Annotated in this window: 20 protein-coding genes; 11 read left to right on the forward strand and 9 right to left on the reverse strand. The window is 59.5% G+C overall.

What is annotated here, in order from left to right; translation table 11 throughout:
• The first annotated feature begins 21 nt into the window (after positions 1 to 21).
• The 3 genes from ODQ19_RS10380 to ODQ19_RS10390 are packed head-to-tail and all read left to right on the forward strand — an operon-like array spanning position 22 to position 3,694.
• On the forward strand, positions 22 to 1,830 hold the full coding sequence (locus tag ODQ19_RS10380; protein WP_330209970.1) for a sensor histidine kinase: 1,809 nt from the start codon (positions 22 to 24) through the stop codon (positions 1,828 to 1,830).
• The gene (locus ODQ19_RS10385) at positions 1,827 to 3,212 is read left to right on the forward strand and encodes a sigma-54-dependent transcriptional regulator (protein WP_330209971.1); all 1,386 of its coding nucleotides are present in this window, start codon (positions 1,827 to 1,829) and stop codon (positions 3,210 to 3,212) included. The genes ODQ19_RS10380 and ODQ19_RS10385 overlap by 4 nt, the downstream gene beginning before the upstream one ends.
• Positions 3,213 to 3,238: 26 nt before the next feature.
• Positions 3,239 to 3,694 (forward strand): thioesterase domain-containing protein, encoded by a 456-nt coding sequence (locus ODQ19_RS10390; protein WP_169856573.1) that lies wholly within the window; start codon positions 3,239 to 3,241, stop codon positions 3,692 to 3,694.
• A 127-nt stretch (positions 3,695 to 3,821) separates the two neighbouring features.
• On the opposite strand, the gene cysQ is transcribed toward ODQ19_RS10390, so the two are convergent.
• Together cysQ and nudE are read right to left on the reverse strand one after the other, a co-directional pair.
• A complete protein-coding gene (cysQ, locus tag ODQ19_RS10395) occupies positions 3,822 to 4,658 on the reverse strand; it encodes a 3'(2'),5'-bisphosphate nucleotidase CysQ (protein WP_330209972.1) in 837 nt (278 codons plus the stop codon).
• On the reverse strand, positions 4,655 to 5,221 hold the full coding sequence (gene nudE, locus ODQ19_RS10400) for an ADP compounds hydrolase NudE (RefSeq protein WP_116668594.1): 567 nt from the start codon (positions 5,219 to 5,221) through the stop codon (positions 4,655 to 4,657). Before nudE ends, cysQ begins: the two co-directional genes overlap by 4 nt.
• An 87-nt stretch (positions 5,222 to 5,308) precedes the next feature.
• Between nudE and yrfG the strand changes: the two genes are divergently transcribed.
• Positions 5,309 to 5,971: a GMP/IMP nucleotidase gene (gene yrfG / locus ODQ19_RS10405; RefSeq protein WP_330209973.1), complete on the forward strand. Its 663-nt coding sequence runs from the start codon at positions 5,309 to 5,311 to the stop codon at positions 5,969 to 5,971.
• A 167-nt stretch (positions 5,972 to 6,138) separates the two neighbouring features.
• On the opposite strand, the gene lysM is transcribed toward yrfG, so the two are convergent.
• Positions 6,139 to 6,579: a peptidoglycan-binding protein LysM gene (lysM, locus tag ODQ19_RS10410; RefSeq protein WP_032894105.1), complete on the reverse strand. Its 441-nt coding sequence runs from the start codon at positions 6,577 to 6,579 to the stop codon at positions 6,139 to 6,141.
• A 242-nt stretch (positions 6,580 to 6,821) separates the two neighbouring features.
• On the opposite strand from lysM, the gene fdhD reads away from it, so the two are divergent.
• From fdhD to ODQ19_RS10425, 3 genes are all read left to right on the forward strand, one after another.
• Entirely contained in the window at positions 6,822 to 7,661 is an 840-nt protein-coding gene (fdhD, locus tag ODQ19_RS10415; RefSeq protein WP_330209974.1) for a formate dehydrogenase accessory sulfurtransferase FdhD, read from the forward strand.
• Positions 7,658 to 10,006, forward strand: coding sequence for an FdhF/YdeP family oxidoreductase (locus ODQ19_RS10420; RefSeq protein ID WP_330209975.1), 2,349 nt, complete (start codon positions 7,658 to 7,660; stop codon positions 10,004 to 10,006). The genes fdhD and ODQ19_RS10420 overlap by 4 nt, the downstream gene beginning before the upstream one ends.
• 325 nt (positions 10,007 to 10,331) lie before the next feature.
• Positions 10,332 to 10,814, forward strand: a complete 483-nt coding sequence (locus ODQ19_RS10425; RefSeq protein WP_014716482.1) for a glycine zipper domain-containing protein — start codon at positions 10,332 to 10,334, stop codon at positions 10,812 to 10,814.
• A gap of 146 nt (positions 10,815 to 10,960) precedes the next feature.
• Here the strand turns inward: ODQ19_RS10425 and ODQ19_RS10430 are convergent, their stop codons facing one another.
• The 3 genes from ODQ19_RS10430 to ODQ19_RS10440 all read right to left on the reverse strand — a co-directional run bounded on the left by ODQ19_RS10430 (position 10,961) and on the right by ODQ19_RS10440 (position 14,741).
• On the reverse strand, positions 10,961 to 11,392 hold the full coding sequence (locus ODQ19_RS10430; protein ID WP_116668589.1) for an acyl-CoA thioesterase: 432 nt from the start codon (positions 11,390 to 11,392) through the stop codon (positions 10,961 to 10,963).
• A gap of 12 nt (positions 11,393 to 11,404) precedes the next feature.
• A complete protein-coding gene (locus ODQ19_RS10435) occupies positions 11,405 to 13,342 on the reverse strand; it encodes a RecQ family ATP-dependent DNA helicase (RefSeq protein WP_330209976.1) in 1,938 nt (645 codons plus the stop codon).
• A 223-nt stretch (positions 13,343 to 13,565) separates the two neighbouring features.
• Positions 13,566 to 14,741 carry a tetratricopeptide repeat protein gene (locus tag ODQ19_RS10440; protein ID WP_330209977.1) on the reverse strand — a complete coding sequence of 392 codons (1,176 nt, stop codon included), beginning with the start codon at positions 14,739 to 14,741 and terminating at the stop codon, positions 13,566 to 13,568.
• Positions 14,742 to 15,781: 1,040 nt separating this feature from the next.
• On the opposite strand from ODQ19_RS10440, the gene ODQ19_RS10445 reads away from it, so the two are divergent.
• Both ODQ19_RS10445 and ODQ19_RS10450 read left to right on the forward strand, forming a co-directional pair.
• On the forward strand, positions 15,782 to 16,138 hold the full coding sequence (locus ODQ19_RS10445; RefSeq protein WP_330209978.1) for a DUF1493 family protein: 357 nt from the start codon (positions 15,782 to 15,784) through the stop codon (positions 16,136 to 16,138).
• Positions 16,139 to 16,329: 191 nt separating this feature from the next.
• Entirely contained in the window at positions 16,330 to 17,193 is an 864-nt protein-coding gene (locus ODQ19_RS10450) for a DMT family transporter (protein ID WP_330209979.1), read from the forward strand.
• Between the two features lie 55 nt (positions 17,194 to 17,248).
• On the opposite strand, the gene ODQ19_RS10455 is transcribed toward ODQ19_RS10450, so the two are convergent.
• On the reverse strand, positions 17,249 to 18,790 hold the full coding sequence (locus ODQ19_RS10455) for a phosphoenolpyruvate carboxykinase (RefSeq protein ID WP_005783824.1): 1,542 nt from the start codon (positions 18,788 to 18,790) through the stop codon (positions 17,249 to 17,251).
• 179 nt (positions 18,791 to 18,969) lie between these two features.
• Positions 18,970 to 19,872, reverse strand: coding sequence for an Hsp33 family molecular chaperone HslO (hslO, locus tag ODQ19_RS10460; protein ID WP_330209980.1), 903 nt, complete (start codon positions 19,870 to 19,872; stop codon positions 18,970 to 18,972).
• 124 nt (positions 19,873 to 19,996) lie between these two features.
• Here hslO and ODQ19_RS10465 point away from each other — a divergent pair, with 124 nt between their 5' ends.
• Entirely contained in the window at positions 19,997 to 20,800 is an 804-nt protein-coding gene (locus ODQ19_RS10465; RefSeq protein WP_330209981.1) for a phosphatase PAP2 family protein, read from the forward strand.
• Positions 20,801 to 20,875: 75 nt separating this feature from the next.
• On the opposite strand, the gene ODQ19_RS10470 is transcribed toward ODQ19_RS10465, so the two are convergent.
• The gene (locus ODQ19_RS10470; protein ID WP_330209982.1) at positions 20,876 to 21,283 is read right to left on the reverse strand and encodes an RNA-binding S4 domain-containing protein; all 408 of its coding nucleotides are present in this window, start codon (positions 21,281 to 21,283) and stop codon (positions 20,876 to 20,878) included.
• 116 nt (positions 21,284 to 21,399) lie between these two features.
• Here ODQ19_RS10470 and rimA point away from each other — a divergent pair, with 116 nt between their 5' ends.
• Positions 21,400 to 22,179, forward strand: coding sequence for a S6 modification regulatory phosphodiesterase RimA (gene rimA / locus ODQ19_RS10475; RefSeq protein WP_186606394.1), 780 nt, complete (start codon positions 21,400 to 21,402; stop codon positions 22,177 to 22,179).
• Positions 22,180 to 22,190: the final 11 nt, after the last annotated feature.

A 22,190-nucleotide genomic window follows, 5' to 3' on the forward strand; every position in this document is an offset into this window, starting at 1 on the left:
GTACCCACAGGCGCGACTTCCATGACCCCACCCCTTGCGCGAAGACCCCGCTGGCGCAGCCTAGCCCTGCTGGCTCTGTGCCTGGCACCGCTGTTGTGGCCGCTGGAGCATTTGGCCGAGCGCTATTACCGCAGCGAACTCGCCGGCCAAAACCGCCAGACCCTCGACCTCTACGTCGCCAACTTGCTGGGCACCCTGCACCGCTACGAAATACTGCCGCAGATCCTCGGTGACTTGCCGGCCCTGCGTACTGCATTGGACGCTCCCCACGTCAGCACTCACCTGGTCAGCGCCAACCAGTTGCTCAAGGATGTCGCCGCCCAGGCAGGGGTGGAAGTGATGTACCTGATGGACACCACCGGCAAGACCCTCGCCGCGTCCAACTGGGACAAACAAGACAGCTTTGTCGGGCGCAACTTTTCCTTCCGTCCGTATTTCAGCGAAGCCATGGCCGGGCGCCTCGGCCGGTTCTTCGGCCTGGGCACCACCTCGGCCAAGCGCGGCTACTTCTTCGCCGCCGCGGTGCGTGACGGCGATACCGTCATCGGCGTGCTGGTGGTGAAGGTCGACCTGGACCACACCGAAAGCCTGTGGGGCAATACCCCGGAACAATTGCTGGTCACCGACCACAACGGCGTGGTGATCCTCACTTCGCGCCCGCAATGGCGATTCCGCGCCACTCGGCCACTGACCGCCGAAGAACGCCAGGCCATCATTGCCATCCAGCCCTACCCTACCCGTGACCCGCAGCCACTGAGCCTCAGCAGCAGCGCCTGGCTGCGCCAATCCACAGCCATCGCAGAGACCGGCTGGAACGTGGAAATCCTCGCGCCGCGCTCGCTGATCAACCGTCCGGTGCGCACGGTCGTCGCCGTGGGCGGCGCCACCTTATTGGTGCTGATGCTGTTGCTGGGGTTACTGATGCAGCGCCGCCGGCACTATCTGGAGCGCATCGCCTTCGAAGCCAAGGCCCGCCGCGAGTTGGAAATGCGCGTGGCCGAGCGTACCAGCGACCTGGAGGGCCTTAACCGGCGCCTTAAACAGGAAGTGCTGGAGCGCGAGCATGCCCAGCAAGAACTGGTGCGCGCCCAGGACGATTTGGTCCAGGCCGGTAAGCTCTCGGCGCTGGGCACCATGTCGGCGAGTATCAGCCATGAATTGAATCAGCCACTGGCGGCGATTCGCAGCTATGCCGAAAACGCCGAGATCCTGCTCAATCATGAGCGCACCAACGACGCCCGCGGCAACCTCAAGCTGATCAGCGAATTGACCGGGCGCATGGCTTCGATCATCGCCCACCTGCGCGCATTCGCCCGTCGCGACCGGCATGCGCCGGAGAGCGTGGCTTTGCAACCGGCGCTGGACGACGCCCTGGCATTGCTGGCCAAGCGCCGGCGTTCGATGGAAGTGGAGTTGATCCGCGACCTGCCAGAGGCGACGCTGTGGGTGCAGGCCGGTGAAACCCGCCTGCGCCAAGTACTGGGTAACTTGCTGGCCAATGCCCTGGACGCCCTCACCGAAAAAGGCCCGCCACGCAGACTCTGGCTGAGTGCCGAAACCACGCCGCAGGGCGTCAACCTGTACATTCGCGACAACGGCCCGGGCTTTTGCATGGAAGCCCTGGGCCGCGCCAGCGAGCCGTTCTACACCACCAAGACGCGCACCCAGGGCCTGGGCCTGGGCCTGGCGATCTGCGACACGCTGATGCGCGCCTTTGGCGGCGAACTGTTGTTCGCCAACCACAAGGAAGGCGGCGCGCTGTTAACCTTGAAATTACGTGCCGGCTCGCCGGGCGTCAGTCTGCAACCGTCCGAGGACCGCAGTGTATGAGTATCGACAACTCGATTCAGGTGGTATTGATCGACGACGATCCACACCTGCGTCAGGCCCTGTGCCAGACCTTGGACCTGGCCGGCCTGAAAGTCCTGCCCCTGGGCGAAGCCAACGGGCTCACTGCACGCCTGTCCCGCGACTGGCCGGGCGTGGTGGTCAGCGACATCCGCATGCCCGGCATGGACGGCCTGGAATTGTTGGCCGAACTGCACGGACAGGACCCCGATCTGCCGGTGCTGCTGATCACCGGCCACGGCGATGTACCGCTGGCGGTGCAGGCCATGCGTGCCGGCGCCTATGACTTCCTGGAAAAACCCTTCGCCAGCGACGCGCTGCTCGACAGCGTGCGCCGTGCCCTGGCCCTACGCCGGCTGGTGCTGGACAACCGCAGCCTGCGCCTGGCCCTCAGCGACCGCCAGCAACTGAGCACGCGCCTGGTAGGGCACTCGCCACAGATGTTGCGCCTGCGCGAGCAAATCGGTGCGCTGGCCGCGACCAAGGCCGATGTGCTGATCCTCGGCGAAACCGGGGCGGGTAAGGAGGTCGTCGCCCGCGCCCTGCACGACCTCTCAAGCCGACGCAGCGGCCCGTTTGTGGCGATCAACGCCGGGGCACTGGCGGAATCGGTGGTGGAAAGCGAACTGTTCGGCCATGAACCCGGCGCGTTTACCGGCGCGCAAAAGCGCCGCATCGGCAAGTTCGAGTTTGCCAATGGCGGCACGCTGTTTCTGGATGAAATTGAAAGCATGAGCCTGGATGTACAGGTCAAGTTGTTGCGCCTTTTACAGGAGCGAGTAGTCGAACGCCTGGGTGGCAATCAGCTGATCCCGCTGGATATACGCATTATCGCCGCCACCAAGGAAGATCTGCGCCAGGCCGCCGACCAGGGCCGTTTCCGTGCCGACTTGTATTACCGCCTCAATGTGGCGCCGTTGCGCATTCCGCCCCTGCGTGAGCGGGGTGAGGATGCGCTGATGCTGTTCCAGCACTTCGCCGACGAGGCCAGCAGCCGCCACGGCCTGACCTTGCACGAACTGCAACCGGGCCAGCGCGCGCTGTTGCTGCGCCACAGCTGGCCGGGCAATGTGCGGGAACTGCAAAACGCCGCGGAGCGTTTCGCCCTCGGCCTGGAGTTGGCCCTGGATAACGCCCAGGATCATCCCGCCGCCGGCGTGCTGACCTCCACGCCCGGCGGCCTGAGCGAGCAAGTCGAACAGTTCGAAAAAAGCCTGATCGCTGCCGAACTGACCCGCCCCCACAGCTCCGTACGCAGCCTCGCCGAAGCGTTGGGCGTGCCGCGCAAAACCTTGCACGACAAACTGCGCAAACACGGCCTGAACTTCGCCGACAGTGCCAACCAGAGCGCCGATGACGAATGACATCGTCCACCTACGAAGAGGCCGCCATGAGCCGCGATAGCCGTTACCTGGAATCCATCCTTCACCATGACATCCCACTCACCCGGGAAATGGGCCTCAGGGTGCTCGACTGGCAACACGACCAACTGCAACTGCACCTGCCGTTGCAAGCCAATATCAACCACAAGAGCACCATGTTCGGCGGCAGCCTCTACTGCGGCGCCGTGCTGGCGGGTTGGGGTTGGCTACACCTGAAGCTGCGTGAAGCCGGGATTGAGGACGGGCACATCGTGATTCAGGAAGGGCAGATCAGCTACCCGCTGCCGGTGACCCAGGACGCGACAGCCATTTGCGCGGCGCCGGATGAAAAGATTTGGAAGCGCTTTGTGGCGACCTATCAGCGCTACGGGCGGGCGCGGTTGGCGCTGGAGACGTGGATTGTGAATGAAGGCAGTGAAGAGCATGCCGTTGTCTTTACCGGCCAATACGTCCTGCACCGCTAGCAGCCATTACATAAAACAAATGTGGGAGCTGGCTTGCCTGCGATAGCGGTGGCTCAGCCAATACCTGTATGACTGACACTCCGCCATCGCGGGCAAGCCCGCTCCCACATTTTGCTCTGCAGTGATCTTAAGATCTGGCCAGGGTCAACAGCCGCTCACGCCACGCCGCCTTGGCCGGCAACGCCAGAAAGAACGGGTTCAGCAACGACTCCCGCGCCGGGTAGCTGAACGGCTTGCCATTCAACTCCAACACTTCGCCCCCCGCCCCTTCCAATACACCCTGGGCCGCTGCGGTATCCCACTGCGAGGTCGGCGCCAGGCGCGGATAACAATCGGCACTGCCCTCGGCTAATAAGCAAAACTTCAACGAGCTGCCGATATTCGCCAGTTTCAACTCACCCAAGCCCTCGCTCAAACCATCCAACAGACGCTCCTGCTCAGGGCTGGTGTGACGACGGCTGGCCACCACGGTAAAGGCTTCGCCCGCAGCCCTGGTCTGGCGCACTTGAATCTGCTTGGGCGCTGCATTGACATCCGACCGCCAAGCCCCCAGGCCCGCGCCGCCGAAGTAGCAACGGCCAGTGGTCGGTATCGACACCACGCCGAACACCACACGGCCCTGTTCGATCAATGCAATATTGACGGTGAATTCTTCACTGCCGGAAATGAATTCCTTGGTGCCATCCAGGGGGTCCACCAACCACCAGCGCTGCCAGCCGGCACGCACACTCTGATCGATATCGGCGTCCTCTTCAGACAACACTGGGATGCTTGGGTCCAGCGCGGTGAGGCCTGCGAGAATCAGATGGTGGGCAGCCAAGTCGGCAGCCGTCACGGGTGAATCGTCCGCCTTGGCGGTCACGGCTACATCGGCACGCCAGTACGGCAGGATGGCTTCACCCGCCTGGCGCGCCAGTTCAATGACCGGGGCGATAAACGGGTGGCCTAAAAACAGTTCGCTCATGCGGTGAACGCTCCACGCTGGGTCAACAGGTCTCTCACCAGATACAGCGCCGCCAGGGCGCGACCTTCGCTGAATTGCTCGTTTTGCGCCAACGCCGACAGCTCGCGCAGGTTGACCCGGTCTACCCGCATCGGTTCGGGCTCATCACCTTCAAGGCGCTCTTCATAGAGATCGGTCGCCAACACCACCTGGATTTTCTGGCTCATATAACCAGGCGACAATGACAGCTCGGTGATGTGCTCCAACTGCCGTGCGCCATAGCCGGCCTCTTCCTTGAGTTCGCGGTCTGCCGCCGCCAGCACGTCTTCGCCGGGCTCGATCAAGCCTTTGGGCAACGACAATTCATACTCGTCAGTGCCGCCGCAGTACTCTTCCACCAGCAATGCATGATCTTCATCGATCATCGCCACAATCATCACGGCCCCATAGCCTGTGCCGCGCCCGACAAGACGCTCGTAGGTGCGCTCAACGCCATTGGAAAAGCGCAGTTGCACTTCCTCCACGCGGAACAAACGGCTACTGGCGACTATTTCGCGGGCGAGGACAGTGGGTTTCTGGCGCATAAACGGCTCCTTGGCGTGATCGGGTTACTATACCGTGGCTTGTCCGATTGTCTGTGTCGGATATCTTTACTTACATGAGACCCCACCATGCCCTCTTTGCCCTGGCACGCCATCGACACCGTCCTGCTGGACATGGACGGCACCCTGCTCGACCTGCATTACGACAACCACTTCTGGATGGAGCACCTGCCCCAGCGCTACGCCGAACTTCACGGTGTGAGCCAGGCCATGGCCGAGATGGAGTTGCAACCGCTGTTTGAGCGTAACGCCGGACAGTTGCAATGGTATTGCCTGGATTTCTGGAGCGCCGAGCTCAAGATCCCGGTGCGCGAACTCAAGCTGGAGACCGCCCACCTGATTGCCCTGCGTCCGGATGCCGATACATTCCTGGCGGCGATCAAACAGGCCGGCAAGCGCGTGATCATGATCACCAACGCTCATCGTGATTCACTGTCATTGAAGTTGGAGCGCATTGAACTGGCGCCGTATTTCGAGCGATTGATCAGCTCTCACGACTACGGATTTCCCAAGGAAAACCCGCAATTCTGGCAAGCCTTGCAAGCGGATATCCACTTTGACCCGGCCCGTAGCCTCTTTATAGATGACACTTTGCCGATCTTGCGCAGTGCCCGGGATTTCGGGGTCGGTCATTTGCTGGCAGTGAAGGAGCCTGATAGCAAGAAAGGACCAAAGAACACCGCAGAATTTTTAGCAGTGGGAGATTATCGAGAACTCATTGCCGGACTTTGAGCGAATGTGGGAGGGGGCAAGCCCTGATACCAACCTGTAGGAGCGAGCTTGCTCGCGAAAAACGTCAACGATAACGCGTTCTTCCTGGATAAACGCGGTGCCTGTGAGTTTTTCGCGAGCAAGCTCGCTCCTACAAAAGGGCGAGCTTCCTCATTTTATCCTGCGTATTACTCAGGGATGCGCAGTGTCTGACCTGGGTAGATCTTGTCCGGGTGCGACAACAGTGGCTTGTTAGCCTCGAAGATCTTGTTGTACTTATTCGCGTCGCCATAAACCGTCTTAGAGATTGCGCTCAGGGTGTCGCCGCTTTTCACAACAACAAAGCGCGAAGCCACAACCACTGGACCGGATACTGTGATCTGGTCATCCACACTTGCCACGCCGGCAATGTTACCCAGCGCCAACAGGATCTTCTCTTTCTCTTCCTGCGTGGCCACTTCACCGGTCACCGTGACCTTGTCGCCATCCACCGTGGTCTGCACGTTTGGATTACCCAGGCCCACCTTGCTCACATGCTCCTTCAACTGCTCACTCGCGTTCGCATTACCCGGCGTCAACAGGTCAACAATCTTTTCGCCGGCTTCTTTGATAAAGCTAAAAATACTCATGGTGCGCTCTCCTTGGGATTTAATTTCCAGATGCCCAAGACTAGACCAGTCCTGCCGACTTGGGTTCCAGACTGGCTAAAGACTCAAAAGTATCCAACTCACCGCTGCCTGGAATAAGCCCGACGCAAACGCCGGTGAACCTTGATCGACGCCCTCTATCAATAGATCAATACTGGCGATTAGACGTGACCCTTTGTCGCGCCTAGTCTAAACACTGATCAATCCGCCGGTGGTACTGCCCCATGAACGCCAAGCGCCCTCACTGCGCGGCGCCCGCTCTTGAATCGGCCGCGCCCGTCGCTAGCCAGAGCTATCACTATTGCAATCTTGAACACACGGAAGTCGCCAGCACTGCGCTGGCCGAAGAAGTGGCGTTGGCGATTGCCTATAACGATATCAGCCAGGCGGTGATGCTGGTGACGCCTACGGACCTAGAAGACTTCATTGTAGGTTTCAGCCTCGGCAGCGGCATTATCACCGACGTTAACGACATTTATGACCTGAAAATCAGCGGATCGGGCGCAGCCCAGTACGCTCAGGTACAGGTTTCCAGCCGTGCGTTCTGGAACCTCAAGCAGCAACGTCGCCAATTGGCGGGCACCAGCGGCTGTGGCCTGTGTGGCGTGGAAGCAGTAGAGCAAGCGTTGCCCGACCTCCAGGTGCTGCCTGGCGCGCCCTTGCCGCCCGCACAATGGCTAGATGGCCTGCGCCAGCGCATCAGCGCATTCCAACCCCTGGGCCAGCACAGCGGCGCCGTGCATGCGGCGGTATTTATGAACAGCCAGGGTGAATTGCTGATGGGTCGCGAAGACATCGGCCGGCATAACGCCCTGGATAAGTTGATTGGCGCGTTGATCCGCCAAAAGATTCCGACCGACGGCGGCCTGGCGATTGTTACCAGCCGCTGCAGCCTGGAATTGATTCAGAAAGTCTTGCGCGCGGGCATCCAGACCCTGGTCAGCCTGTCGTCGCCCACCGGCCTGGCCTTGCAATGGGCGCGCCGGCACAACCTCAACCTCATCCACCTGCCGCAAAAAAGCGCGCCACGGGTCTATAGCCCTGCGATGGAGCACCAGCCATGAGCCTTCACCACCAAGCCGACCAGACCCCAACCCCACGCTACAAGCCCTACAAAGGCCCAGCCGGTGGCTGGGGCGCCCTGATCAGTGTGGCGCAAGCCTGGCTGACCAGCGACAACGCCCTCAAAAACCTGCGCATGATGCTCAAGACCAATCAGAACGGCGGCTTCGACTGCCCGGGCTGCGCCTGGGGCGACTCGCCGGAAAGCGGCATGGTCAAGTTCTGCGAAAACGGCGCCAAGGCGGTCAACTGGGAGGCCACCAAGCGCCGCGTCGATGCGGCATTCTTCGCCAAGCACAGCGTCACAGCGTTGCTGGAGCAAAGCGACTATTGGCTGGAATACCAGGGCCGCCTGACCGAGCCGATGCGCTATGACGCCGAGACCGATCGCTACACGCCCATCAGTTGGGAAGCCGCCTTCGACTTGGTCGGCAAGCACCTCAACGCACTGCCCAGCCCGAACATGGCCGAGTTCTACACCTCGGGCCGCGCCAGCAACGAAGCCGCCTACCTGTACCAGCTGTTTGTACGCGCCTATGGCACCAACAACTTCCCGGACTGCTCGAACATGTGCCACGAAGCCAGCGGCGTAGCCTTGGCGCAGAGCGTGGGCGTGGGCAAAGGCACCGTGACCTTTGATGACTTCGAACATGCCGATGCCATTTTCGTCTGGGGCCAGAACCCCGGCACCAACCACCCACGCATGCTCGAGCCTCTGCGCGAAGCGGTGAAGCGCGGCGCCCAGGTGGTGTGTATCAACCCGCTGAAAGAGCGCGGCCTGGAGCGCTTTCAGCACCCCCAACATCCGCTGGAAATGCTCACCAACGGCGACAAGCCGACCAACACCGCCTACTTCCGCCCGGCGCTGGGTGGCGATATGGCGATCTTGCGTGGCATGGCTAAATTCCTGCTGCTGTGGGAACGCCAAGCCTTGGCCGAAGGCAAGGAAGCAGTGTTCGACCATGACTTCCTCAACGAACACACCGCCAACGTCCTGGAATACCTGGGCCAGATCGACGACACCTCCTGGGAGGAAATCGTCGAGCAGTCCGGCCTGACCCTGGTGGAGATCGAGCAAGCGGCGCGCATGTACGCCAAAGGCAAGAATGTGATCATGTGCTGGGCGATGGGGATAACCCAGCACCGCCACTCGGTGCCGACCATCCAGGAAATCGCCAACCTCATGTTGCTGCGCGGCAATATCGGCCGCCCAGGTGCCGGGCTGTGCCCAGTGCGCGGCCACAGTAACGTGCAGGGCGACCGCACCATGGGCATCAACGAACGCCCACCGGTAGCGTTTCTGGACGCGCTGGAGCGTCGTTTCCAGTTCCAGGTGCCGCGCGACAATGGCCATAACGTGGTGGAAGCGATTCACGCCATGCTTGAAGGCCGTTCCAAAGTCTTTATCGGCCTGGGCGGCAACTTTGCCCAAGCCACGCCAGACAGCACGCGCACCTTTGAAGCGCTGCGAAACTGCGACCTGACCGTGCAGATCAGCACCAAGCTCAACCGCAGCCACCTGATGCACGGTAAAGATGCGTTGATCCTGCCGTGCCTGGGCCGCACCGACATCGACATCCAGGCCGACGGCCCGCAAGCGGTGACGGTGGAAGACTCGTTCAGCATGGTTCACGGTTCCAACGGCCAACTGCAACCGCTGTCGAAACGGATGAAGTCCGAGCCGGCGATCCTGGCGGGCATTGCTGCCGCCACCCTGGGCAGCAAGCCCGTGGATTGGAACTGGCTGGTGGCCGACTATGGGCGCATCCGCGACCTGATCGCCGACACCATCCCAGGCTTCAAGGACTTCAACGAGAAGATCAAACATCCAGGTGGCTTCTATCTGGGCAACTCCGCCGGCGCACGCCGCTGGAACACTCCGTCCGGTCGCGCCAACTTCCGCCCGAACATCTTGCCCAAAGACCTGATCCACGAGCGCACCCACGCCACGGGCCGAGTGCCGGACCTGATCATGCAGTCGATGCGCTCCCACGATCAGTACAACACCACTATTTATGGCCTGGACGACCGTTATCGCGGGGTCAAAGGCCAGCGTGACGTGCTGTTCGTCAACGAAGCCGACATCATCCGCCTGGGCTTCAAGCCGGGGCAGAAGGCAGACATCGTGTCGCTGTGGGAAGACGGTCGTGAGCGCCGCGTGAAGGGCTTTACGCTGCTGGCATTTGATATTCCGGCGGGGCAGGCGGCGGCCTACTACCCGGAAGTGAACCCGTTGGTGCCATTGGAAAGCACTGGCGACGGTAGCCATACGCCGACGTCTAAGTTTGTTGCGATTCGTTTGGAAGCGGCAAGTGACAGTGGGTTGATCATGGCGCGCTCGGCCTGACTCGATCCGAGATGTGTGTTGCTTGAACTACCGCTTTCGCGGGCAAGCCCGCTCCCACATTTGAAATGCATTCCAAGTGTGGGAGCGGGCTTGCCCGCGAAGAGGCCAGCACAAGCACCGCACATTCGGCAGGCACAAAAAAGGCCGCTTTTGAATAAAAGCGGCCCTTCCGAAGTAACTAAAGACCCGTAAAAATGACTTAAGTTCCCCATACAAAACAGTAACTTAGCAAATTGTATACAACCTCTGCCGCCGGTCGGATTTCGATTGTCAGCGCCTCGATACAACCTCAGGATCGCGCCGTCATCCCTTGAGGTTTCCCTGAATGAAGTTCTCCTCGATTCTCTTGTTGTCCCTTGGCCTGGTCAGTGGCGCAGCCATGGCAGGCGGCACCACCGAAGCCGGTGTAGGCGGCGCATTGGGTGGGGTTCTAGGTTCCGTTGTCGGCCAGCAGTTGGGCGGCAATACCGGTTCGACCATTGGCGCGGCCCTGGGCGGCGCAGGTGGTAGCGCGGTCGGCGCCGACAAACGTAGCCGTGGCGAAGCCGCCATCGGTGGCGCACTGGGCGCAGCCGGCGGTAACGTCGTAGGGCGCAGCGTTGGCGGCAGCACCGGCGCACTGATCGGCTCCGCGGCCGGCGGTGGCGCGGGCGGCGCGCTAGGCAACTACATGGGTAACGAAAGTGATCGCGACAACCGCCATTACCGCGATCGCGACCGTGACGATCGTCGCTACTACCGCGATGGCCACCCAGGCCGCGGCCATGCCTATGGGCATCGCAAGAACAAGCATCGTTATCGCGACTGATAAACACGCGCTCTGACGAACACATCCGATGTGGGAGCCGGGCTTGCCCGCGAGAGCAGTGAATCAGGTTTAGACGTACTGCCTGATACTGCGCCATCGCGGGCAAGCCCGGCTCCCACATTTGGTCCGGGTTGCTTCTAGGTGCCTCAAACCACCAAGCGCTGCATCGCTTCGCGCAACATCGCCGGAATCGGCACTGGCTGGTTCGACGCTCGGTCCACAAACACATGGACAAAGCGCCCCGCCGCACACGCCTCCTGCTCGCCCGCCTTGAATACCGCCAGCTCATACTGCACCGAGCTATTGCCCAGCTTGCCCACCCGCAAGCCGACCTCAATGCGCTCGGGAAAAGCAATCGAGGCAAAGTAATCGCAGGCCGAACTCACCACAAACCCCACCACCTCACCGTCATGAATATCCAGCCCGCCCTGTTCGATCAGGTAGGTATTAACGGCTGTGTCGAAGAAGCTGTAGTAGGTGACGTTATTCACATGGCCGTAGGCATCGTTGTCGTGCCAACGCGTGGTAATCGGTTGGAAGTGGCGGTAGTCGTCGCGCACAGGCGTTGAGTCAGGCATCGGCAAGTCTCGTCAAAGTTGATCCAATTGAGCGTGGGCCCAGTCGCGCACCTCGGCGTAGGGGTAGTCTTCCAGCGCAGCAAAACCCGGAATGCCCCGCGCCTTCAACTTGGTAAACAACGGTACGCTGATACCGCCAAGGAAACGCGTCAAACGCTCCGCACTCGGCAAGTGCCCCGTGTACTCATGATGCCTGTGGATAAAATCACCGCACAGCCCCATGAAGTTTTTATCCACAAGCGGCGGCAGGCTCGGCGGCGCCGGCAGATGGGCGACCTGACCGTGGCATACCGAACAATGCCCGCAACGCTGGGGCGCATTATCATCACCAAAGTAGTGCGCCAGGCGTTGCCCCAGGCAGTGGTCGGTGGCGAACAGGTCGAGCATGGCGTGAATCCGCGCGACCTCCGTCACCTCATGCTGCTTGAAGCCTGTGTATAACTCGGCGCTTAACGCCTGCGGGTCGAAATCGGTGTCGAGCAAACTGTAGACCTCAGTCATCTGCTTGCTTTCCAGCTCTATAAGGCCCTGCTCCTGAAAATAATCCAGCGCCTTCACTACCCGGCTACGTTCGGCGTTGTGCTGTTGATAAAGCCCATCGAAATCCACCGTCGCCCAGGTTTTAGCACGCTTGCACACCTGGATGATCGCCGCGACAAACTGCTGCCGTTCGCCGGAAAAACGCGCCAGCAAGGTTTCAGGTTCGATCAGGTATTTAAAACGGTATTCCGCATAAAACGCATAGCGCGGCGCGATCACGCCCTTGAGCTCCAACTGCACCAAGAGCGTCTTGAGCGGCAGCTCGCGAATATTGCTGTGGTCCGACAGCGACCTGAGTAGAAACTCCCACTGGCCTTCGCTACGCGCGGCCTGCAACTCCTCAAGTACACGACGAATGCCTTCCTGCTCCGGCGTATCACCGTACACAAAGTTTTCCAGCACATTGAGGCTGTCGCGGTTGGCCAACACCAGGCAATCCGACGGCTGCCCGTCACGCCCTGCGCGGCCGATTTCCTGGCTGTAGTTCTCGATGGACTTGGGCAGGTCGAAGTGCACGACATTGCGGATGTCACTCTTGTCTATGCCCATGCCAAACGCGATAGTTGCGACAATGCAATTGGAGCGCCCGCCCATGAAACGCTGCTGGATACCCTCGCGTTTTTCGTGGGGCAGCCCCGCGTGATAAGCCTCGGCCTGAATGCCGTGGCGGTTCAGATGCTCGGCAATCTGCTCGGCGGTTTTCTGCAAGGTGACGTAGACGATACTCGGCTGGTTGGCCCGCGCTTTCATCCACTCCACCAGCCTGCGGCGTTTGTCGTGGCCGCTGACCGGTTCCACCAGCAGGTTGAGGTTGGGGCGATAGAAGCCTGTGGTCACTACATCTTCGGCAGCAATGGCGAACTTGGCCTGCATGTCGGCGATCACCTTGGGCGTGGCCGTGGCCGTCAGCAACAGCGCCTGCGGAATGTTGAACTGGCGCTGGTAGTCCGGCAGCTTCAAATAATCCGGACGGAAGTTGTGGCCCCATTCGGAAATACAGTGCGCCTCGTCCACCACCAGCAACGAGATCTGCACGCTGTTCAGGAAGTTACGGAAACGCTCGTTCTTCAAACGCTCCACGGAAATCATCAGGATCTTGAGCTCGCCCGATCGCGCACGGGCCATTACCTCATTGGCCTCATCACGGCTCTGGGCCGAATCGATACTGCCCGCCGAAATGCCATGGCGCTGCAGGAAACCCAACTGGTCCTGCATCAACGCCAGCAAAGGCGACACCACCAGCGTCAGGTGCGGCAGCAACACCGCCGACAGCTGGTAGCACAAGGATTTGCCCGACCCCGTGGGAAAAATGGCGGCGGCAGAACGCCCAGCCAGAACGGCGCTGACCGTCTCTTCCTGGCCCAGGCGAAAGTGTGGATAACCAAAGACCTGCTGGAGGGTGTCGTGCATAAGGCTGTCACTCCATGACCGCTGAGTTGGCTCAAAAACATAGCCCGGGAATCTCAGCGAATCGAGAAAGGTCGCGAGGAAAAAAGAGACAGGATGATACACAGAGGGAGGGATGGCTCAGGGCCGAAGTGGGACTTTTCTGAGAACGTAACAGGAAGCAGCAGATACAAATGTGGGAGCTGGCAAGCCCTCTCCCACATTTCACAACCGAGCTACAGCTGAATCAGCGGTTCTGCACCCGCTCAATCGCCGTGTCATACACCGGGTTGGCCTTTTGCTCCTTGGCCAACTGGTAGTGACGCAACGCATCCGGGAACTGCCCGGCCGCTTCGTAGATGCGTGCAATGTTGTAGTAAGCACCGGCACGCACGGTCGCGGCATTGGTACCGGTGGCCAGGGCGATAGCCTTGCGGTTGGCCCAGATCGACTCCGCGGTATTGCCAGCTTTCTGATACGCCAGGCCCAGGTTGCCGTAAGCCTTGCCGAAGCTGTTATCCAGCTCGATGGCTTGACGGAAGAAGTCGATGGCCTGGACCAGGTTACCGGCCTGGTAGGCCGCTTCGCCCTTGAGGTTCAGCTTTTTCGCATCGGCCTGTACCGACGAGCTCACCGTCACGGCGGTGACGGCCACGCTGTCATCCAGCAACGGCCTGACCTCGTTGAGCACATCTTCGGCGCCGACTCTCACGCCGGTGAAGGTGTTGATGTCCTGGAAGTCGCCACTGCCGGTCATGCGGAACACGGTCCACAGGTTGCCGGTTCGGTTCTGCGGCACATAGTAGGTGCGCACCAGGGATTGCCCCATGTACACAAACACCTTGGCCTCACTGTTGGATAACTCGCTAGAGTTGGGAGAGCCACTGTTGGAATAGTCATGCACGGCATAGACGTAGCTTTCGCCGTAATGCTTTTTCTGCAGGGTGATGGTTTCCGGGCCATAGCTGTCGGTGTCATCCACGTCCAGTTCGGCGTCGGTGCCCTTTTTATTGTTGAAGAAGATGTTATTGCCGGGGAAGATCATATGGGAGTCGAGGTCGCGCGGAGCCTTGCCCCAGGTCAACACCACACGCAGGCCGTCGAGATTTTCCATCACCGGGCTGACGGCATAGGTCATGCCTTTGCACGGGCACTTCACCACCAGGTTGGAATAGCCAGGCTTCTTGATGATCAGCAGGTTGCTGGCATCATCAGCCGCCTCGCTGGTCAGCGTGACCTGGCCTTGTGCGTTGGTACGGCCCACCACGTTCTGCGCGCCATTACGTTGCAGCAACACTTCGGCATCGGCGATTTTCTGATCCTTAACCACCGCGCTCAGCACTTCAATCGGCAACTGCTCTGCCTGGGCAGAAAACGCCACCGCACACAAAGACATTGCCGAGGCGACACGAAGCAAACCCATGCTTAACTCCCTTTAAGTAGTGGGCGGAATCGCCCTACAAGATTTTGCGGTGAAACATACGCTGATTTCAGAGCTTTGGCGGATTTTTTTATAGCAAATGTGATGTGCTTTTTATCCGATCAGGTCGCCATTCCCACATCATCAATGCGTTGTACCTGCTCGTTCAGGACGGCTGTGATTTGCTGGAAGCTACGCAACACGTACAACTGCAACCAACGACCGATCAGCCACCACACAGCAATCCGATATACAGCTAAACCTGTGGGAGCTGGCTTGCCTGCGATGGCGGCTATCAGGCTATATTTATTTCCAAACCTGACACAACGCCATCACGGGCAAGCCCTAATGCCTGTAGGAGCGAGCTTGCTCGCGAAAAACGTCAACGGTAACGCGTGCTTCCTGCATAAACGCGGTACCTGTGAATTTTTCGCGAGCGAGCTCGCTCCTACACAAAGCAATAGGGCAAGCCCGGCTCCCACATTTACTCGGTTCTGCCAGCAGAATCGTTATAAAGTCGTCAATGCAGGAAGGCATTGTAAGAAACCAAAAAACGGCGCGTCGTCCGTTTCCCAAACTGCTCCAAACAGTGTCTCGCACCTCTACAGAAACGCCCTTTGACTGGAGGAAACTAGCCCCCTCTCCTAACTCTCTCGGCATAATTTTGTGAACATCGAAAGGACTCAACACATCAGCCACTACGGCATCACCTTCACGATGATTCGCCTCGGTACTGGCAAACCGGAATTGCCAGGGTGGCTGGTGCGATGAATGAATACATTCAGTGGATCAATTTGCTGCTCTTCTTAATACTGGCTGCTGTAATTGATAGAACAATAAGGTTGCCCCTACTCAGAAAATGGCTCGGGCTCTGCCTATTGATAACCGGTCCAATCCTTCTGTTGTATGCCACGTCATGGATCATAGGGGCACAGCTTGAAAGTCTGCCGATAGTCGCCTTTGTGACAGGCATCGGGTTGCTGAGCACCCCGAATATCTATTGCAGAGTAAACAACACTCACCCTTTGATGATTGGCCCCACCATGAACCTGTCTCCCAACTTCCCCGAAGACCCTGTCATGCAGCAACTTCTGCAACTGCTGCATGAAGAAATCGGCTTGCCAAAACACAAGACCATTGGCCTGCACACCTCACTTAACTTCGACCTCGGTTGCGATGGCGCTGAGGCCAAGCAATTCATGGAGGCGCTGGAACAGGATTTCGTGGTCGACCTGGGTGACTACGACGCTTATCGTTACTTCCAGCCGCCGGTGTTCGACGTGTTCCTGAAGCGTCGCGCCAAGGGCCGTGGTGACAAGATCCCGCTGACCATCGGCATGCTCTACCTGGCGATCAAGACCCACTGCTGGGACACGCAAACGCTGGAAAACCTGAGCTGATTCCAATGAAGGATTTTTTGTAGGAGCGAGCTTGCTCGCGAAAAACTCACAGGCGCCGCGTTCATTCAGCAAGCACGCGTTATCGTTGACGTTTTTCGCGAGCAAGCTCGCTCCTACAGTATTAGGGCAAGCCCGCTCCCACATTGGATCTGCGCTAATCTGGCGAGCCGCATAAATAACAAGGATCGTTCATGGACGTCACGATGGGTCTGCTGGCCGCTCTGCTCTGGGGCGGCACCGACTTTCTGGTGGGCCTCAACGCCCGAGCCGTTGGCGTTAAACGCGCGGTGTATTTCGGCCAAACCCTCGGCTTTTTGATCATGACCCTCCTGCTGGTCATTTTCCCGGCCTTCCTTTTCAAATCCCTCGATGCGCCTTTAAGCGTCTGGCTTTTGGGTATCGTCGCTGCCCTACTGACCGTGTCCGGCGCCCTTGCGCTGTCCAAAGCCTTTGCCTTGGGCAAAGCGGCCATCGTCGCGCCATTGGTGACCTCCTATGGGGTCGTGACCACCTTGCTGTCCTGGGCCAGCGGTGAACATATCAGCCTGATACAACTGGGCTGCATTGCCCTGTGCGTGATCGGCGTTGTGCTGTCCAGCATCCACAAGGACAACGGCACGCCCCACAACAGCCCGCGCCTGTCCATTGCCTACGCCATGTTCGCCGCAACCTTGTACGGCACCAGTTTCTGGCTGCAAGGTCGCTACACACTGCCGGCGCTGGGGCCAATCACCATGTTGTGGCTGGGCTACCTGGTGGGCTTGTGCGTGCTGGTGGTGATGGTGCTGAAGATCAAGGATGGCTTGAAGATCCCGCCGCTGAAAAACTGCGCGACATTGACCGGTGCGAGCTTGATGAACCTCGGCGGGTTCTCGGCATTTTCGTGGGGCGCGATGGCCGGCTCGGTGTCGGTGGTGACGGTGATCAGTACGCTCTCTGGAGGGATTGCGGCGATCCTGGGGTTTGTATTTTTCAAGGAACGATTGTCAGCGGTGCAGGTGGCAGGCGTTGTGCTGGTGCTGATCGGTGCAGTGGTACTGCACATCGCCGACTAATCGTTCGCACATAAAAAAGCCGCCTAAGAGGCGGCTTTTTTACAACCGGCGAATCTTACAACTTAGGACCCGCCGCCTTGATCGCATCGCTGACTTCAAACTTCTTGAAGTTTTCGATGAACAGGCCAGCCAGCGCTTTCGCGGCTTCGTCGTAGGCAGCCTTGTCAGCCCAGGTGTTGCGTGGGTTCAACAGGCCGGTCTCAACGCCCGGTACGGCCAATGGCACGTCGAGGTTGATGGTGTCCAGGTGTTCGGTTTGCGCACCGATCAACGCGCCGCTCTGGATCGCTGCAATCACGCCGCGAGTGGTCGGAATGTTGAAGCGTTTACCAACGCCGTAACCGCCCCCGGTCCAGCCGGTGTTGACCAGGTAGACCTTGGAGCCGAAACCACGGATACGCTTGATCAGAAGCTCTGCGTATTCGCCAGCCGGGCGTGGGAAGAACGGCGCGCCGAAGCAGGTGGAGAAGGTCGACTTGATGCCGCTGCCCGAACCCATTTCGGTCGAGCCCACCAAAGCAGTGTAGCCGGACAGGAAGTGGTAGGCCGCTTGTTCTTCGCTGAGGATCGACACAGGCGGCAGCACGCCAGTCAGGTCGCAGGTCAGGAAGATCACCGCGTTTGGCTCGCCGCCCAGGTTCTTCTCGGAACGCTTGGCAACGTGCTCCAGCGGGTAGGCGGCACGGCTGTTCTGGGTCAGGCTGACGTCGGCGTAGTCGGCGTGCTTGGCCTCGTCGATCACGACGTTTTCCAGCACCGCGCCATGCTTGATGGCTTTCCAGATAACCGGCTCGTTCTTCTCGGACAGGTCGATGCACTTGGCATAGCAACCGCCTTCGATGTTGAACACCACGCCTTCGCCCCAGCCGTGCTCGTCGTCACCGATCAGGTAACGGCTTTCGTCGGCGGACAGGGTGGTCTTGCCAGTGCCGGACAGGCCGAAGAACAGGGTCACGTCGCCTGCTTCGCCGATGTTGGCGGCGCAGTGCATCGGCAGCACGTCGGCAGCCGGCAACAGGAAGTTCTGCACCGAGAACATGGCTTTTTTCATTTCACCGGCGTAACGCATGCCGGCGATCAGGACTTTTTTCTGTGCGAAGTTGAGGATCACGCAACCGTCGGAGTTGGTGCCGTCACGCTCTGGCACGCACTCGAAGTTGGCAACGTTGAGCACTTGCCACTCTTCACGACCGGCCGGGTTGTACTGGGCCGGGTTGATGAACAGGCAACGACCGAACAGGTTCTGCCAGGCAGTCTGGGTGGTCATTTTCACGGCCAGGTAGTGGTCTTCTGCAGCCCCTACGTGAACATGGGAAACGAAATGCTCTTGCGCGTTGTTGAAGGCCTCGACGCGAGCCCACAGGGCATCGAACTTGTCGGCCGGGAACTTGCGGTTGATCGGGCCCCAGGCAATGGCGTCCTGGGTGGACGGCTCTTCAACGATGAAACGGTCAACCGGCGAACGACCGGTGCGGTGACCGGTTTCTACGACCAGCGCGCCAGTATCGGCAAGCACGCCTTCACCGCGCTGCAGGGCTTCTTTGACCAGATCGTCAACACTCAGATCGGTGTATACGGCGTTATTGGCTTGCGTCATGAGGTTCCCCGTCGGCCTATGGCCGAGTGCTCCAAACGTTTTGTAGTAGAAAGTTGCGCACTACTACCGCGAAAAAAGTGGGCCGGATTATGCCAGAAAAGCCCAAAAAGAGTAGGGCCCTCCCGTCAGAACACCTCTAATCCGGCGTTTGTCAGGTGATTTACCTGTGCTTAAACGTTTTAGTGGCGGGTGTCGGAAGGGGTGTCGATGCCTGCGCCAGCGAACAACTGCGCTACATCAGCCGCATCGAAGAGGTAGCGCTGGTTGCAGAACTGGCAGTCGATCTCGATATGGCCGCCATGCTCTACCACCAGGTTTTGCGCATCTTCCAGGCCCAGGCTGACCAAGGCATTCGCGGAACGCTCGCGCGAGCAGCTGCAATTGAAGCGCAGGCCCTGTTCGTCAAACAGGCGCACGGCCTCTTCGTGGTACAGACGATGCAGGATGGTTTCGTTGTCCAGGCCCAGCAATTCTTCAGCGGTCAGCGTACCGGCCAGAGCGGTCAGCTTGCGCCAGCTGTCGGTGCGCTCATCGTCGTCCTTGATGCGGTCGGCCGGCAGTTGCTGCAACAGCAGGCCGCGGGCGCGCTTGCCGTCGGCATTGAGCCAAAACTTGGTGCCGACTTGCTGGGACATCACGAAATAGTTGGTGAAGCAGTCCGACAGGGTCTCGCCGTCGAGGTCGACGATGCCCTGGTAGCGCTGGCCTTCCGTGGGGTCGACAGTGATTGCTAGTACACCGTCGGCCATCAGGTCGGCCAGGGTAGCGTCAGGCGCGATCCGCTCGGCGTCGTAACGGGCCTGGCCTCGGATTTCTCGCTCGCTGGAACACTCGATCATCAGCATCGGCACCGGGCCTTCGGAACGCGCCTGCAGGATAAGCAAACCGTCGAATTTCATCGTACCTACCAACAGCGCAGCCGCCGCCATCAACTCACCGAGCAGTTGCGCGACCGGCTCCGGATAAGCGTGCTTGGCAAGGACTTCGGCATAGCTGCGCTCCAGGGAAACGAGTTCGCCGCGGGCGTCGTTCTCGTCGAAGATGAAGCGTTGGGTGAAGTCGGTATCCGGTAGATCAGTCATAGGTCTGGGTATCTGAAGTGATGACAAAATGATTACAAGGTTTATAAAATTAAACGCTTTAGCACCATCTTGGTGCGACTTCTCCTGAATTCAAGGAGCTGAATAGAGCGATGAGGGACAGTTTATGAACAATCCGGGTTTGTTCCAAGCCAACTGGAACCTCCGGCGATGGGCTCTTTGCAATCTACTCGCTATCGGGCTGCTGTGTTTTTGGCTGTGGCCCACGGGCCAGATGCTCTGTGTGATTTTCGACGAGTGGCTGTTTCATCTGCTCAATGGCCCATTGGCCACGAACTCGACCTGGTTGCATGTATGGGCCGTGGCCAGCCTGCGGCCGTTTGATGCAGTGGTCGGCGTGATTTTGTTGGCGCTGCTGATTCGCGGCGACTGGGTGTTCAAGGCCATACAGGTGCGCCAGGCATTTTTTGGCTTCCTCGGTATTCTGCTGCTGTTGCTGTTCATCCGCATGCTGTTCTCCAAACTCGCAGCGCACATGGGCTGGCAGCACAGTAGCCCGTCGATGGTCATCAGCGGCGCGATTCAAATGAGCGACTTTTTCCCAGGGCTGGAGAAAACCTGGGAATTGAAGGACCGTTCGAGCCAGAGCTTCCCCGGCGACCACGCTTCGGTGCTGTTGATCTGGGGGATGTTCATGACCGTATTTGCCAAGCGCATCGGCCAGGTGCTGGTGATCTGGGGCCTGGCGCTGCTGTTCATGATGCCGCGGCTGGTCGCGGGCGCACATTGGGGACAGGACGACTACATCGGTGGCGTACTGCTGGCGCTGTTGGCGTTGGGCTGGGGATATTACACGCCGTTTGCGGCGAAGGTGTCGGGCGCTTTGTTGCGGATGACGGCGCCGCTTTTCGGGCTACTGAGCAAGTTGCCCGTTATTGGGCGGTTGAGTGTCATGCGCACAACTCCGTAACCCCCCAGGGCTAAAAGTGGGAGCGGGCAAGCCCGCTCCCACATTTGATCGAGTTTGCATGAGCGACTCGTGCAATCAATCGTCATTGCCGCTGCCGCGAAATTTGAACAGATCGCGGCGCTGCTTCTTGCTCGGCTTGCCGTCAGTGGTCAGGCCTGAAGCCCCCGCCTTGCGCATGGCTGCTGCGTTTTCGCGCTTGGCGATGCTGGCTTCGGTCTCGGCATACAGTGCCTGCGCTTCAGGCGCGCCGCGGCGGACGATGGAAAGCGCCTGCACCACGACGGTCTTTTCATCAAACCCTGTACGAATCTGAAACTCATCACCGATACGTGGCTCTTTGCCCGGCTTGCAGCGCTCGCCGCGATGATGCACCTTGCCGCTCTCGATAGCGGCCTTGGCCAGAGCGCGGGTCTTATAGAAACGCGCTGCCCACAACCACTTGTCCAGCCGAACCTTCTCTTCCTCTTCCTGCTTTTGAGCCACTTGAATTCCTCGCTCTGAAAAATGTCGCAACTTTACCGTTGAAACCCTTCGACGCATAAACCCCAAGGCTCACCTAAGATACGCCAGGTAGCACCCTGTTTTCGCGAGGATAAGCTGTGACCGACTTTCCCCTTTCACTCACCTCGCCCAACCAGCGGTGCGTGGGTTGCCAGCAAAGCGAGCCGCTGGGGTTCGATTTTGCGTTCGCCTACCAGCCTATCGTAGACCTGCGTGACCATTCGATATTCGCCCACGAAGCCTTGGTGCGCGGCACCCAGGGAGAAGGCGCGCTGTCGGTGCTGGCTCAGGTCAACGAAACCAATCGCTACCGCTTCGACCAGCGCTGCCGGACGAAAGCCATCGCCGGTGCCGCTGCCCTGGGCATGCAGACTCACCTTTCCATCAACTTCATGCCCAATGCCGTATATCGCCCGGAACTGTGTATCCGCAGTACTCTGGAGGCCGCCCGGGCGCACAATTTCCCGCTGGACCGGCTGATTTTCGAGACCCTGGAAAGCGAGCACGTAGATAACTATCGCCATTTGACGAATATTCTGCGTGAATACCGCGAATTCGGCTTCAAGACCGCCATCGACGATTTCGGCGCGGGCTATTCGGGGCTGAATCTGCTGGCCGATTTCCAACCTGACTTGATCAAGCTCGACATGGCGCTGATTCGCGATGTCGACCAGGATCGTGTCCGTCAGGTGATCGTCCGGGGGATTGTCACAATCTGTGAGCAGTTGGGAGTTACTGTCATCGCCGAAGGCATCGAAAGTGCCGGCGAGCGCGACTTCCTATCCGACTGCGGAATATTTCTGATGCAGGGTTTCTGGTTCGCCAAGCCTGCATTCAAAGCGTTGGCTGAGGTATCTCCTCAAGCCTGGGCGAATTGACCGGTTAACCA

Origin of the sequence: Pseudomonas sp. AM4(2022), from assembly GCF_036346515.1 — a bacterium.
Lineage (GTDB): Bacteria > Pseudomonadota > Gammaproteobacteria > Pseudomonadales > Pseudomonadaceae > Aquipseudomonas > Aquipseudomonas paracarnis.